Genomic DNA, 14,294 nt, shown 5'->3' with positions numbered 1-14,294 from the left:
TGGGCAGTCGCCGCTAGAAGGCCTGCTCCATCGCGCGGCGCCGCACCTCGGTCTTGAACCCGGCCGCCAGGTTGTCGACCGGGGTCCCGGCGACGCGCAGCGTCTCGTCGCGGGTGAACAGCCAGCGGAGGATCTCCGCGTCGTTCAGGCCTCCGTCGGCGAGCACGGTGAAGGTGCCCCGCAGGTGACGGAACACGTCCTCCTCGAGGAACTGCGCCGGTACCGCGACGACGTTGCGCTCACCGACCCTGGCGCTGAGCAGCTCGCGGTCCTCGATCAGCTTGCGCACCGACGACAGTGGAATGCCCAGCCGCTCGGCGATGTCGGGCACGGTCAGCCAGGAGCCGACGAGGTCTTCGAGGGGGGTCTCCGCGGGGTCCGCAGGCTGATCGGTCACGGGACAAGAGTGCCAGCGAACGCTTGCAAAGCAAATTGCGTCCCGGAGTGCCTCCGGGAGTGAATTACATCGATGTAAGTCGATATGGGGGCCTTCGATGGTGTACCTTTCACAATCGTCACACTTGCCCCACTGTTCACTCCAGCCACCCGTTCCATCACCTGTTCCACCACCTGCTCCACCTGAGGCTCTCCACCACGTGCTCCACCACAGCCCGAAAGGCAGCCCCCGATGTCCCCAGTGATCGCTCCGGCAGCGCTCCCTTCGGCCACCCTCCAGGCGGCCGTCGCCGTCGTCCAGAAAGCCAAGCCTGCCCCCTATGGCTGGGTGGCCTACACGGTCCGGACCGGAGACACCCTGGCCGACATCGCCGCCCGCACGGGGACCACGACGGGGACCCTGGCGACACGCAACCACCTGAGTCACGGGGGGAACCACCTGTCCATCGGACAGCGGCTGTCGGTGCCCAAGACCGCCGCGCAGGCCCGCGCCGAGGCGGCCAGGGCACGAGCCGCGGCCGCGGCGAGGGCTGCGGCGATCAAGCGCGCGACCTACGTCGTCCGTTCCGGTGACACGCTGAGCCACATCGCCGCGCGCAAGGGTGTGTCCCTCGCCGCCCTCCTCAAGGCCAATCGGCTCTCCCCCCGCTCGGTGCTGCAGGTCGGCCAGAAGGTCCGCATCCCCGGCGCCGGAGCCGCGAGCGCCCGCCGCCCGGCGGACGCAGCGCCGTCCATCACCACCTACCGGGTGCGCAGCGGCGACACGCTCAGCGTCGTCGCCGCCCGCACCAAGACTGCCCTCCCGACGGTGTACTCGCTGAACCGGCTGAACGCCCGCAGCGTCATCCACCCCGGCCAGGTCCTCAGGGTCCACGGGGCCACGCCGGCGGCCACCCGCCCCGCCGGCACCGCGGCATACGCGGTGCGCGTCGGCGACACGCTCAGCGGTATCGCCACGAAGCACAGCGTCACCCTCGCCGCCCTGCTCAAGACCAACCGGCTGTCCGCGGCCTCGGTCATCTACCCGGGCCAGCGGCTCAAGGTGCCGGCCAAGCCGGCCAAGTCTGCCGCGAGCGCCAACTCGTTCGCGGGCCGCACCTACCCCAGCTCGATCGTCAACGCGGCCAACCGCAACCGCGCCGCCCTGGCCCGGCACGCCGTTCCCAGCCGCAGCCAGACCCAGGCGATGATCGTCGCGACGGCGCGACGCCACGGCGTGGACCCCAAGCTGGCCCTGGCCGTCGGCTGGCAGGAGTCGGGCTGGAACCAGCGCCAGGTGTCGGTGGCCAACGCCATCGGTGTCATGCAGGTCATCCCTTCGTCCGGGCAGTGGGCCTCCGAGATGGCCGGACGACAGCTCAACCTGCTCAACACCCAGGACAACATCACGGCGGGGGTGGTGATCCTGCGCTCACTGACGCGGTCCGCCAGCACGGTCGACCAGGCCATCGCCGGCTACTACCAAGGTCTCTACTCGGTGCAGAAGAACGGCATGTACGCCGACACCAAGGGCTACGTGGCCGCCATCAAGGCGCACCGCACCCGGATGTGAGCCAGCCTGACGAATGCGGTCGGGACAGCGCCCACGGACCCGCCTGCACGAGATGACCAGCGAGACCTCCTACACTTTGCGGGTGTCTTCCGGTGTCACCGAGTCGTTGCTCGGGCGTGTGTTCGACGGGCGCTACCGCGTCCTGTCGCACATTGCCGACGGCGGAATGGCGTCCGTCTACCTCGCCCTGGACACCCGGCTGGACCGCGACGTCGCGCTGAAGGTGATGCGCCACGACCTCGCGCAGGACGAGGCCTTCGTGAGCCGGTTCAAGCGTGAGGCGCGCTCGGCTGCGCGACTGTCCCACCCCAACGTCGTGTCGGTCTTCGACCAGGGCGAGGACGACGGCCACATGTTCCTGGCGATGGAGTACGTGCCGGGCCAGACCCTGCGCGAGGTGATGAAGGCCGAGGGTCCGCTGACCCCGCGCGCCGCCCTCGACATCATGGGTCCGGTACTGCAAGCACTCGGCGCGGCCCACCGCGGCGGCATCATCCACCGCGACGTCAAGCCCGAGAACATCATCCTGCGCGAGGACGACGGCACCGTGAAGGTCGCCGACTTCGGCCTCGCCCGAGCCGTCTCGACCCAGACCACCGCCTCCCAGACCGGTGTCCTGCTCGGGACGGTTGCCTACCTCTCCCCGGAGCAGGTCGAGCGCGGCATCGCCGACGCCCGCAGTGACGTCTATGCCGCCGGGCTCATCCTGTTCGAGATGCTCACCGGCACCAAGGCGTTCACCGGCGACACCCCGATCCACATCGCCTACCAGCACGTCCACGGTTCCATCCCGGCACCGTCGTCGAGGGTGACCTCCGTGCCTGCCGAGCTCGACGCGCTCGTGGCGCTGGCGACTTCGCGCGACCCCGACCACCGGCCCTACGACGCCGAGGACTTCCTCACCGAGGTGCGCAAGTCGCGGGCGATGCTGACCCCGACCGAGCTGGACCGCCGACCCGAGGGCCCCGCTGCCCTGGCCGGTGGAGCGAGCACCGTGGCCGTCGAGCGGACCAGCGCGCTCCCGGCGTCCACCGGTCACGAGCCTGCCGGTCACGAACCACGCCATGCCGCCGTCCCCGGTCGTCCCGTGCCGCGGCTGTCGCTGCCCATCGACCGCACCCCCACGAGTCCCCCCGTGCTGCCCGGGCGGGGCGTCGACACCATGGACAGCGACGACGACTACGACCGTCGCGGAGGGCCCTGGCGCTGGATCTGGATCGCCCTCGGCGTCGCCCTCGTCGCGGGCATCGCCGCCTGGTGGTTCCTCGCGGGTCCCGGCTCCCCCACCGTCGTGCCGGCGACCACCAACCTCACCTTCGCCCAGGCCCAGGACAAGCTGGACGTCGCCCACCTCGGCGCCGACCGGGTCGACAGCTTCGACGAGTCGGTGCCCAAGGGCGTGGTCATGTCCACCGACCCCGGCGCCGGCGCCGAGGTGCGACGCGGCACCGACGTCAAGGTCACCGTCTCCAAGGGACCGGAGCGGTATGCCGTGCCCAACGTGCTCAACAAGTCCGCGGCCGAGGCGCGCGACCAGATCACGGCGGCCAAGCTGACGGTGGGGACCAGCAAGGAGGCCTTCGACGAGACCGTCGCCGCGGGTCTCGTGGTGGGCGTCGACCCCAAGGTCGGCACCCCGCTCAAGCGCGGCACCAAGGTCAACGTCGTCGTGTCCAAGGGCAGGCAGCCGATCCCGGTCACCGACTTCACCAACAAGCCGGCCGCAGCGGCGGTCGACGCCCTGTCCAAGGCCGGGCTCACCGTCGACGCGACCGAGCAGGCCAACAGCGACACCATCGCCAAGGGCAACGTGATCTCGCAGTCTCCGGCCGGTGGCACCCTGTTCAAGGGCGAGACGGTCAAGCTGGTCGTCTCCAAGGGCCCGGTCCTGGTGAAGGTGCCCGACGTCTCCGGCAAGCAGGCCGACGAGGCCGAGGCGATCCTGCGAGCCGCCGGCTTCGACGTCAAGCGTGAGAACGCCTTGGGTGGCATCTTCGGCACTGTCCACCACACCAACCCGGCGGCCAACACCGAGGCGCCCAAGGGCTCGGTCGTCACGATGGTGATCGTCTGACCCTGTCCCCGTCGCGGCTGGCGACGCTGCTGCTCGTGTCGGTCACCGCGGTCTGGGGCTCGACGTTCTTCCTCATCCGTGACCTCGTCGAGCACGTGCCGTCGGCCGATTTCCTGACCGTGCGCTTCGCCATCGCAGCGGTCGTCATGGCCGTGCTGTTCCGGCGCCAGCTGCTCGCCCTGACCCGGCGTGAGGTCCTGATCGGTGTCGTCCTCGGGATCCTCTACGGCCTCGCCCAGCTGCTGCAGACGGTCGGGCTCGAGCACACCGACGCATCGGTGTCCGGGTTCGTCACCGGCACCTACATCGTGCTGACACCGGTGCTCGCCGCGATCCTGCTCCGCGACCGGATCCCGGGGACGACGTGGTTGGCCGTCCTGCTCGCCACCGCCGGGCTCGCGGTGCTCTCGCTGCGCGGCATCTCGGTGGGCTACGGCGAGGCCCTCACGCTGGCCGCGGCGGTGCTCTACGCGTTGCACATCATCGGGCTCGGCCGGTTCTCGACCGCTGCTTCCGCCACCGGCCTGGCGACCGTGCAGGTCGGGGTCATCACGGTGGTGGCGCTGGTCGGCGCGCTCCCCGGAGGCGTGACCCTGCCCTCCACCGGCGGCCAGTGGACCTCGCTGCTCTACATGGCCCTGGTCGCCGGAGCCGTCGCTCTCTGGGCCCAGACGTGGGCGCAGTCGCACCTTCCCGCCACCCGAGCGGCCATCGTGATGACGATGGAACCGGTCTTCGCGGCGTTCTTCGCGGTGCTGTTCGGGGGCGAGTCACTCACGCTGCGCATGCTGCTCGGGGGCGCGCTGGTGCTCACCGCGATGTACGTCGTCGAGCTGCTCGGTCGCAGCGCCGGCGCTTCGGCGGAGGAGGACCGGCCCGCCGAGCTGCTGCATCACGAGGTCTGAGGGTTGGCGTCGGGGCCTTGTTCCAGCAGTGGCACCAGCTCGGCGATGGCGCATTCGGTGCCGGCGTCGTCGACGTCGAGGTGCCAGACGAGGCGCACCGCCGTGGCGCTCACCGGATAGAGGCGTATGCCGCGTCTGCCCGCCTCCTCGACGAAGGCCGCAGGGGTCCACCCCGCCCCCGCCACGTCGAGCACGACGATGTTGGTCTCCACCCGCCGGGGGTCGATCGAGGCGGGGACCGCTGCTGCCGCTGCCTCGGCGAAACGCCGGGCGCGCGCGTGGTCGTCGGCGAGCCGCAACAGGTGGTGGTCGAGCGCATGCAGGCCGGCCGCGGCAAGGATCCCGACCTGTCGCATGCCGCCCCCGAACCGCTTGCGCCAGATCCGCGCCTGCGCCATGAGGTCCCGCGACCCGACGAGGACCGAACCCACCGGGGCGCCGAGCCCCTTGGACAGGCACACGCTCACGGTGTCGAACAACGCGCCATAGGTTGCGAGCGGGACGCCGGTGGCGACGTGGGCGTTCCACAGGCGGGCGCCGTCGAGGTGCATCGCCACGTTCCGCGACCGCGTGCCCGCGCGCAGGGCTTCGATCTGGTCGAGCGGCTGGACCGTTCCACCTCCGAAGTTGTGGGTGTTCTCGACGACGACCAGGCGCGTGTTGACCTGGTAGGTGCCGCCGTCGGGGATCATCAGCGCGAGCGGCTGCGCGGCGTCGAGCAGCCCGTGGTCGGCGACCCAGGACCGCGACGAGATGCCGGACAGCACCGCGGCGGCACCCATCTCCGCGCGCAGGACGTGGGCCAGCGAGTCCGCGATGAGCTCCTCACCGTGGGCGACGTGCAGGCGCAGGCACAGCTGGTTGGCCATCGAGCCGGTCGGTGCGAACAACGCGTCCTCGTGCCCGAGCAGCTCGGCCACCCGCTCCTCGAGCCGTCGGACCGTCGGGTCCTCGCCGAAGACGTCGTCGCCGACGGGGGCGTCGGCCATCGCCCGGCGCATCGCCTCCGTGGGCTGGGTGAGGGTGTCGGACAGCAGGTCGACCAGGGGCGCAGCAGGCATGCGAGCCAGCCTAGGAGGTGGACCACCGTGGACGGCCGGCGACCCGGCGGCATACCTGCTCGAAGCTCGCCAGGTGGCGGGCCGGGCCGGACCCGTCGCGGACGTCAGTCCTTGGCCAGCATCTCGGCGACGAGGAAGGCCAGCTCGAGGCTCTGCTGGTGGTTCAGCCGCGGGTCGCAGACCGTCTCGTAGCGCTTGTTGAGGTCGGCGTCGAGGATCTTCTCCGCACCGCCGATGCACTCGGTGACGTCGTTGCCGGTGAGCTCGACGTGGATGCCGCCGGGGACCGTGCCCAGCCCTTGGTGCACCTCGAAGAAGCCGCGCACCTCCTCGACGACGTCCTCGAAGTCCCGTGTCTTGTATCCGCTGGCCGACTCGAAGGTGTTGCCGTGCATCGGGTCGCAGATCCAGGTGACCTGCGCGCCCGAACCGGTGATCTTCTCGACCAGGGTCGGGAGGGCGTCACGGACGGTCTTGGCCCCCATGCGGGTGATGAAGGTCAGGCGACCCGGCTCACGGTCGGGGTCGACCTTGTCGATCAGGCGCAGCACGTCGTCGATCTCGGCCTTGGCCGACAGCTTGATGCCGATCGGGTTGAGCACCTTGGAGACGAAGTCGATGTGCGCGCCGTCGATGTCGCGGGTGCGCTCGCCGACCCAGATGAAGTGACCGCTGGTGTCGTAGAGCTCGCCAGTGCGGCTGTCGACGCGGGTCAGCGGTCGCTCGTAGTCGAGCAGCAGCGCCTCGTGGGACGAGAAGAACTCTGTGGTGCGCATGGCGTCGAAGTCGGCGCCACAGGCCTGCATGAACTTCATTGCCTTGTCGATGTCCTTGGCCAGCCGCTCGTAGCGGTTGTTGGCCGCGTTGGCGACGAAGCCACGGTTCCAGTCATGAACGTGGCGCAGGTCGGCGAAGCCACCCTGGGTGAAGGCCCGCACGAGGTTCAGGGTGGCCGTGCTCGCATGGTAGGCCTGCACCAGTCGCTGCGGGTTGGGCGTGCGTGACTCGAGGGTGAAGTCGAAGTCGTTGACCATGTCGCCGCGGTATGCCGGGAGGGTGACTCCCTCGCGCGTCTCGGCGCCGCTGCTGCGCGGCTTGGCGTACTGGCCGGCCATCCGGCCGACCTTGACGACCGGGACGGAGGCGCCATAGGTGAGGACGGCGGCCATCTGCAGGATGGTCTTCACGCGGTCGCGGATGTTGTCGGCGGTCGCGGACGCGAACGTCTCCGCGCAGTCCCCGCCCTGCAGGACGAAGGCGTCGCCACGTGCCGCTGCGGCCATCCGGGACTTCAGGACGTCGCACTCCCCCGCGAACACCAGTGGCGGATACGACGCGAGCTCGGCGACGGCGCTGGAGAGGCGGGCGGCGTCGGGCCACTCCGGCTGCTGGGCAGCCGGGAGGTGGGCGCCGGCCGCGAGGCTGGCGAGGGCGTCGTGGTGCTGCGTGGTGCTCACCGCTCAAGGATAGGCGGGACCGCGCGCACCCCGTCCCATGGCCCAGATCCCGATACCCTTCGACGCGAAGGAGGGTACCCATGGCCTCTCGACTGACGGTCCCCGGCAACCCGGTGGCGCACCCCGACGCGGTGGTTGCAGGCGAGTGCTGGCGGATCACCGTCCTCACCCCCGGGCTCCTGCGGCTCGAGTGGTCGGAGTCGGGCGGGTTCGAGGACCGGGCCAGCACCTTCGCGGTCAACCGCGCGCTGCCGGCGCCGGACATGCAGGTGCACCGCCAGGGTCAGCGGATCGAGCTGTCGACGGACTGCCTGCACCTCGACTACGACGGCGAGCCCTTCAGCCCGAGTGGTCTGGTCGTCACGGCGACGTCAGCGATGCCCGATGCCCACACCAGCGAGTGGCGCTTCGGCCAGCCTGCCGACGGGCTCGGCGGCACGGCCCGCACCCTCGATGACGTCGACGGCGCCGTCCCGCTCGGCCCGGGTGTGGTCTCCCGGACCGGCATCGCGGTCATCGACGACTCCGACTCGTTCCTCATCGAGGACGGTCGCCCTGCCGTGCGTCGCCCGGGCACCCGGGACCTCTACGTTTTCGTCCGCGGCCACGACTATCGCGCCGCCGTCGCCGACCTCTACGCAGTGTCCGGGGCCGTGCCTATGCTCCCCCGCTGGGCCCTCGGCAACTGGTGGAGCCGCTACCACCCCTACTCCGGGGACGAGTACCTCGAGCTGCTCGACAGGTTCGAGGCAGAGGGGGTGCCGCTGTCGGTCGCGGTCCTCGACATGGACTGGCACTGGGTCGACATCGACTCACGGTTCGGCACCGGGTGGACCGGCTACTCGTGGAACCGTGACCTCTTCCCCGATCCGCCCACCTTCCTCGCCGAGCTGCACCGCCGCGGCCTCGCCGTGACGCTCAACGTCCATCCCGCCGACGGGGTCCGCGCGTTCGAGGACGCCTACCCACAGGTCGCCGAGGACATGGGCGTCGACCCGGCCAGCGAGCGCTCAGTGGCCTTCGACCCGACCGACCCCCGCTTCATGGACTCCTACTTCCGGCGGCTCCACCACCCGCTCGAGGACGAGGGCGTCGACTTCTGGTGGCTGGACTGGCAGCAGGGCTCGTTCAGCCGCACACCCGGCGTGGATCCGTTGTGGCTGTTGAACATCGAGCACTTCAACGACTCAGCCAGACGAGGTCAGCTCCCCATCACCTTCTCCCGGTATGCCGGTCCGGGCAGCCATCGCTATCCCGTCGGCTTCTCGGGCGACACGCACATCACGTGGGACTCCCTCGCCTTCCAGCCCTACTTCACCGCGAGCTCGTCCAACATCGGCTACGGCTGGTGGAGCCACGACATCGGTGGCCACTGGTACGGCAGCCGTGACGACGACCTGACCGTCCGCTGGGTGCAGCTCGGTGTCTTCTCACCGATCATGCGCCTGCACTCGACGCTGCACCCTTTCATCCGCAAGGAGCCGTGGACCTTCCCCGCCCAGGCCCGCACCACGATCGACACCTTCCTGCGGCTGCGGCACCGGCTCGTCCCCTACCTGCACACCATGAACGCCCGCGCCGCGCGCGAGGGTGCGCCGCTCGTCGAGCCGATGTACTGGGCCGACCCAGGAGCCATCGAGGCGTATGCCGTGCCGAACCAGTTCCGCTTCGGGACCGAGCTCGTGGTGGCCCCGATCACCAGCCGACAGCAGGAGGTCATCGGGCTGGGCAGCGCGCAGGCCTGGCTGCCCGACGGCGTGTGGACCGACCTGTTCACCGGCACGCGGTACCGCGGCGGGAGGCAGGTGCGACTGCACCGGCCGCTGGAGACCCTCCCGGTGTTGGTGCGCGCGGGCGGCCTCCTTCCGCTGGCTGGCTCGGACGACGCCGCCGTGGGTACGGCAGTCCCCGAGCACATCGAGCTCGTCCTGGCCGTCGGGGCGGACGGCCGGTTCGACCTCGTCGAGGACGACGGGAGCAGCGGTGCCGACGACGGGAGCAGGGGCCCGGACGACGGGAGCACCGCGGCGCACACCGCGGTCACGACGACCACCTGGGACGAGTCCAGCGGCACCCTGGTGATCGCGGCGCCGACGGGAGCCGTCGACGTCCTCCCTGCCTCACGCAGCTGGACGCTGCTCGTCCTCGGCGTCGAAGCCGGCGCCAGCATGACCAGCCAGGGCGGGGTCGAGACGACTCTCTCCCCCCAACCCACGACCAGCGGCACGCGGTTCGCCCTCGGCGACGTCGCCATCGGGGGCGGCCTGACGGTCACCCTCGGCGACGTCCGGCCCTTCGACTGGTCGCGGACCGTCGAGGCGGTGGGCCAGGTGCTCGACCGGGCGCGGATCGACTACAACCTGAAGAGCACCGCCTTCGACCTGGTCGAGTCGGCGGACGGGCCCACAGACGCGGCTGCGCGCCTGCGTGGTCTCGAACTCGACCGTGAGGTCGAGGCCGCCGTCCTCGAGCTGATCCTGGCCCAGTACTGACACGCTGCAGCCTCACCGCCGCGATGGCACTATGGCAGCGGAGCCCTCGGGCACCAAGACCTCGGACACCCACGGATGGGGGCTGCCATGTGGGCAGAGCTGGTGCTTCTCCTCGCTGCTGTCGTCTTCCTGGTGGTAACAGGCCTGCTGCACCGCGGCTTCGCGAAGCAGCCGGGCGTGGCCCTGGCGGGAACTCCCCCACGATTCGCGGCGGCTGTCGACCGGGCAGGAGGCGCGTCGTCCGTGCGCGCCGGTCTGTGGCTCGACCTGATCTTCATCGCGGCATTCGGGCTCTCGGCGACCCTGCTCCTCCGCGCAGCCGACGCGAGGTGGGGGCTCCCACTGGGTGCCGCAGGGATGGACCTGATGGAGAACCTCCTCATCGGTCTCTTGACCCGACGTGGCTCGGCGCCGGGCACAGGCATCCTGGCGGTCGTGGCGGTCCTCAAGTTCACCCTCTATCTGCTCACGCTCATCGAGCTCGTGCGTCACGTGCGGTGGTGAGGGAGCCGAGCCGAGAGACTCCGCTCACGACCCGCCGGGTGGCTGCAGGGTCGCCCCGGGGTGCGAGTACACGACGTAGGCCAGCCACGTCGCATCACCGTCGGCACGAGCCTTGTCCCGCGCCGTCACCACGGCCTTGGCCATGGTGGCTCCCCCGAGGAGCTCGGTGTAGAGGGTCTCGACGAAGGTGCGCGCCGGCTCGTCGCCGACCGACCACAAGGAGCTGATGAAGGCTCCCGCCCCACCTCCCAGGAAGGCCTGCGCGAAGCCGCCGAGGCTCGACAGCTGGCGGGCGACCCGCCCCGCCTGACAGGCGTTGAGCACGACGAGCGGACCATTGCCCTTGGCATCGGCGAGGTCGGCCAGCTGCTCGACAGCGCTCGCGCTCAGCGACTCCTCGACATAGCTGCCGTTCTCCGCGCGACCGGCCAGCAGGATCCTGGCGTCGGACGCAGCGGTGTTGGAGGCGGCGCCGTGGCCGGCGAAGTGCAGGAGGTCGAAACCACCGTTCTGGATGATGTCGAGGACTGCGCCCTGCTCCGCCGCGACTGGTTTGGCGCCGAGCCGCCGCTTGAGGAACTCCTCCTCCTGGGTCACTTCGGTGAGCACCCAGTCCGGGTTGGCGTAGGCCGGGCACAGGGAAAGCACCTTGCCCTTGCGGGTGCGGAATCTCACCGGCCGCGGGAAGGTCCCCCACAGCCACCGGACCATGCCGAACTGCCCGAGGAACAGGGTCTCCGTGCCGAGCTTCTTCCCGCGTTCCTTGAGGTGCACGAGCTCCCAGGGGATGAAGGGTTCCTGGGACATCACCATGAGCTGGCCCAGCCGACTCCTGTTCTCCCACAACACGTCCTGCAGCTCCGCAGGGAACAGCTGGTCGAACAGCTGACCCCCGAAGACCCGCAGCTCCCGCTGGAAGGTCTGTTCGTCGCCCTTGCTGCTCAGCCAGCGTTCCTCGATCTTCGTGTAGAGGCCGTTGACGAACGCCTCACGGTTCTGCAGGGGTGGCGACGTGAACTGCCGCAGGATCCCGAGCTCCTGCGACTGGACGTCGTAGTCGTAGTACGTGTCCCCGCCGTTCTGACGCTCGTTGATCCGCAGCCACTGGACGCCGTCAACACCCGTGACCAGCCCGGGATCCGTCTGGACCCGGGCCTCGGCAGAGACACGACCCGCTCGGGCGACTGTCGACGTGCCCGAGACCGTCGCCGTGAGCCGCAGGGTCACCAGGGCAGCCGGGCCCTGGCGCAGCACGACCCAGACCTCGCCGTCGCCCGCGTGCGTGGGTTGCACGTCGAAGAGGAACTCGGCGACCTCACCCGGGGCCGGGACCTCGGTCGTGACCCGGTCATCCCCCACCGTCTCGACGTTCTGCTTCGGCAGGACCTGCACGATGAGCTCTCTGGTCGAGTCGACCTTGCCACCACCCGCGCCACTCGCGCCGGTCGGCGCCGCCTTCAGCTCCTCCCGTGAGAGGCGGCAGCTGAGGCTGACCGTGCGGCCGACCACGAGGTCCGACGGCAGGTCGGCCGCCATGAACACCGAAACATCGCGGCTTCGGGCTCGTCTTGAGGGTGCCCCGGACGTCGGCTGGGGCGGCTTGGCAGCGGACTCGAACTCGGGGCTCCTGGTGCCACGGCGGGCGCCGGCCGTGGGTGCGACCTCCTCGACGACGCCGACGGGAGCCCCACGGTCCAGGACGACGCGGGTCCGCCGCGTCCTCGGCAGGGGGCGACCCTGGGGTCCCGTCTCGCGCGGCAGCGGGCCCGGCACCCGCCCGACCTCGACGGTGGGGCTGCGCATCACCTCCTGTAGACCCAGCGCGTCACCGATGGCCGTGTCTGCCTTGGCCCCCCGCAGTGCGCGGGTGAGCGTCGCAGGGTCGATGGCGTAGTGCAGCGTCTGCCCCTGGTGCTCGCGGGTGACCACGACGAAGTCGGCGTCCCGGGCTGCCGCACGTCCCTCTCGTGGTGTCGCGTCGACGGGGACCACCCGGATGTTGCGGATCGCGCGGTGCGGCAGGCTCGGCCCCACCATCGAGCCGGGGGCCACCGCCGGCTGCGCCGGTCCCCCGACCCCCAGCCAGGCGGCGAGGGCGGCGGTGACCTGTGGCTGGATGAAGTAGTTGAGGTGGTAGACCACACCGTTGGCGCCGAAGTCGAGCGTCTCCATGACGAAGCCACCGCCGGATCCGAGGTCGATCGCCGCCATGGAGGACGTGTGGACCACGAGGTCGTTCTGGACCCCCATCAACTGGTCCACCAGACCGTCTGCCAGCGCATCCAGGAGTCGTCGCGGCAGCTCGGGCGTCCCGGCCCCGTGAGCGAAGAGCTTCGGCTCGAAGTCGGAGGACACGGCATACCAGGGTGTCCCGGCGCCGGGCTGACCGGGCTGGACCTCGTTGAGCATCTTCACGAACTTCCCGTCCGGCTCCATCGCGGCAAGGCCGGGCACCTTCCGGTCGGTGACCGCGGCCGCCACGAGGTACTTCACGAACGCGCCGACGCTCTTGACCACGCCGCGCACGATCTCCGCCGCGGGGGCGCTGCCCGTCAGGAGCCCGATCGCGCGCGCGGAGGCGGCGACCAGGTTCGTGTACAGGTCGACGAAGGTGTTCCAGTTCGCCGGCTCGGCCAGCCGCGTCCCGGCATTGGTGGCCCCCACGAAGATCATCCGCTGCACGGTGGCGCGCCAGGGCGAGGACGGCAGCAGGTACTCCACGAGACTCCGCGCAACCAGACCTCCGCGGCTGTAGCACACGATGTCGATGGTCGGCGGCGCCTTCAGCGCGTTCTTCTCGAGTCGCGCCAGGAGCTCTGTGGCGTTCTCCAGTGGGTCCTTGCTCAGCGTCGGGTGGTCGAATCCGAGGATGGCGTCGTATGCCGTGCCCGCAGCATCCAGGAACGCTCGGCCGTGGTCGGTGGAGGTCAGTGCGCCGTAGCTGCCCACCGTGGAGGAGAAGGTCCCGTGCACGAAGAGCAGGATGCGGGCCGGCCGGTCCTGGGGCAGCTTCACGTCCCCGAGCGTGCTCACCCGCGACCACTTGCTGACGTCCTTGCCCTGCATGATGACAAGGCCGGGCGTCACGTGTCGCTCCAGGAAGCCCATGAGCGGTCCGGGGACCAGCCCTGCCACGAACTTGAGGACGTAGGCCTTGGCGCGGCCCACGACGAAGTCGCCCAAGGGGCCCCGGACCGTCCGAGACGGAGCCGGCGCCGCCGTGGCCGGCTCGGACGCACGGACGTCGAGCTCGAAGTGCACCTGCCGCCGCGCCGGGCCGCGGCCGCGTCGCGCCCTCACGGTCGGGGTTCCGTTGTCGGTGGGCAGCTGCCAGGAGTAGAAGCCGTCCTGCTCCAGCAGGATCACGGCTGACTCCTCTGGCGCGACATCGAGGTCCAGGCTGACGGTGGCCGCCCGGCTGGGGGCACGCCTTCCCGGGGCCGGGCGGGGCGGCACCAGCTCCACGGGCTCGACCAGCTCGAGGTCTTGGTCGGCGAGGGCGTCCAGGAGAGCACCGGTCACGTTCTCCTGGCCGGCTGCGGTCCGGCCGGCTGTTGGGCTCCGGCGCCGTCGACCGGGACTCGGTGGGCTGCCGGTCGTGGTCGTGGCCGTCCCGACTGAGTACGAGTCGGGGTAGGTCACTGTCAGCGCACCAGAAGTCCATTGCCGACTCGGCATCGTGTCGTTCCTTCCGCCTTGGCCAACCCTCCACCGCAGGGCGAGGCTGCCCGCCAGAACCTGTGACGCAATCGAACGATAGGACCATTCGACGCGACCCAACTCCGGCAATTGCACGAGAATGACGTCAGCTGTCCCTGGCCCCGCGGCCCCACACATAACGCCGTCGCTTCGG

The 14,294-nt window shown here is 70.4% G+C and carries 9 protein-coding genes; 5 read left to right on the top strand and 4 right to left on the bottom strand.

Going from position 1 to position 14,294, the window contains the following annotated elements; translation table 11 throughout:
* Positions 1–13 precede the first annotated feature (13 nt).
* Positions 14–397, bottom strand: coding sequence for an Rv2175c family DNA-binding protein (locus tag AC1DS4_RS13185; RefSeq protein ID WP_477613188.1), 384 nt, complete (start codon positions 395–397; stop codon positions 14–16).
* A 231-nt stretch (positions 398–628) separates the two neighbouring features.
* Between AC1DS4_RS13185 and AC1DS4_RS13180 the strand changes: the two genes are divergently transcribed.
* From AC1DS4_RS13180 to AC1DS4_RS13170, 3 genes are all read left to right on the top strand, one after another.
* A complete protein-coding gene (locus AC1DS4_RS13180) occupies positions 629–1,948 on the top strand; it encodes a lytic transglycosylase (RefSeq protein WP_477613189.1) in 1,320 nt (439 codons plus the stop codon).
* An 82-nt stretch (positions 1,949–2,030) separates the two neighbouring features.
* A complete protein-coding gene (gene pknB, locus AC1DS4_RS13175) occupies positions 2,031–4,022 on the top strand; it encodes a Stk1 family PASTA domain-containing Ser/Thr kinase (RefSeq protein WP_477613190.1) in 1,992 nt (663 codons plus the stop codon).
* 35 nt (positions 4,023–4,057) lie between these two features.
* Entirely contained in the window at positions 4,058–4,927 is an 870-nt protein-coding gene (locus AC1DS4_RS13170) for a DMT family transporter (protein ID WP_477613191.1), read from the top strand.
* Here AC1DS4_RS13170 and AC1DS4_RS13165 read toward each other — a convergent pair.
* Complete coding sequence (locus AC1DS4_RS13165) at positions 4,915–5,988, bottom strand: threonine aldolase family protein (RefSeq protein WP_477613192.1); 1,074 nt, start codon at positions 5,986–5,988, stop codon at positions 4,915–4,917. The two genes, AC1DS4_RS13170 and AC1DS4_RS13165, sit on opposite strands and share 13 nt — an antisense overlap.
* A 104-nt stretch (positions 5,989–6,092) precedes the next feature.
* A complete protein-coding gene (locus AC1DS4_RS13160) occupies positions 6,093–7,445 on the bottom strand; it encodes a class II 3-deoxy-7-phosphoheptulonate synthase (protein WP_477613193.1) in 1,353 nt (450 codons plus the stop codon).
* Positions 7,446–7,525: 80 nt separating this feature from the next.
* Between AC1DS4_RS13160 and AC1DS4_RS13155 the strand changes: the two genes are divergently transcribed.
* Both AC1DS4_RS13155 and AC1DS4_RS13150 read left to right on the top strand, forming a co-directional pair.
* Positions 7,526–9,937: a glycoside hydrolase family 31 protein gene (locus tag AC1DS4_RS13155; RefSeq protein WP_477613194.1), complete on the top strand. Its 2,412-nt coding sequence runs from the start codon at positions 7,526–7,528 to the stop codon at positions 9,935–9,937.
* 87 nt (positions 9,938–10,024) lie between these two features.
* Positions 10,025–10,441 (top strand): hypothetical protein, encoded by a 417-nt coding sequence (locus AC1DS4_RS13150; RefSeq protein WP_477613195.1) that lies wholly within the window; start codon positions 10,025–10,027, stop codon positions 10,439–10,441.
* A 24-nt stretch (positions 10,442–10,465) separates the two neighbouring features.
* Here AC1DS4_RS13150 and AC1DS4_RS13145 read toward each other — a convergent pair whose 3' ends face one another.
* Positions 10,466–14,119 (bottom strand): DUF7379 domain-containing protein, encoded by a 3,654-nt coding sequence (locus AC1DS4_RS13145; RefSeq protein ID WP_477646050.1) that lies wholly within the window; start codon positions 14,117–14,119, stop codon positions 10,466–10,468.
* Positions 14,120–14,294: the final 175 nt, after the last annotated feature.

It is taken from the genome of Pedococcus sp. P3_C7, assembly GCF_056402615.1.
This window is presented reverse-complemented; position numbering and strand designations above follow the sequence as displayed.

Coding starts and splice junctions, on each gene's coding strand:
- AC1DS4_RS13165 (WP_477613192.1), bottom strand. CDS start 5,988: ATGCCTGCTGCGCCCCTGGTCGACCTGCTGTCCGACACCCTCACCCAG.
- AC1DS4_RS13180 (WP_477613189.1), top strand. CDS start 629: ATGTCCCCAGTGATCGCTCCGGCAGCGCTCCCTTCGGCCACCCTCCAG.
- AC1DS4_RS13155 (WP_477613194.1), top strand. CDS start 7,526: ATGGCCTCTCGACTGACGGTCCCCGGCAACCCGGTGGCGCACCCCGAC.
- AC1DS4_RS13150 (WP_477613195.1), top strand. CDS start 10,025: ATGTGGGCAGAGCTGGTGCTTCTCCTCGCTGCTGTCGTCTTCCTGGTG.
- AC1DS4_RS13145 (WP_477646050.1), bottom strand. CDS start 14,119: ATGCCGAGTCGGCAATGGACTTCTGGTGCGCTGACAGTGACCTACCCC.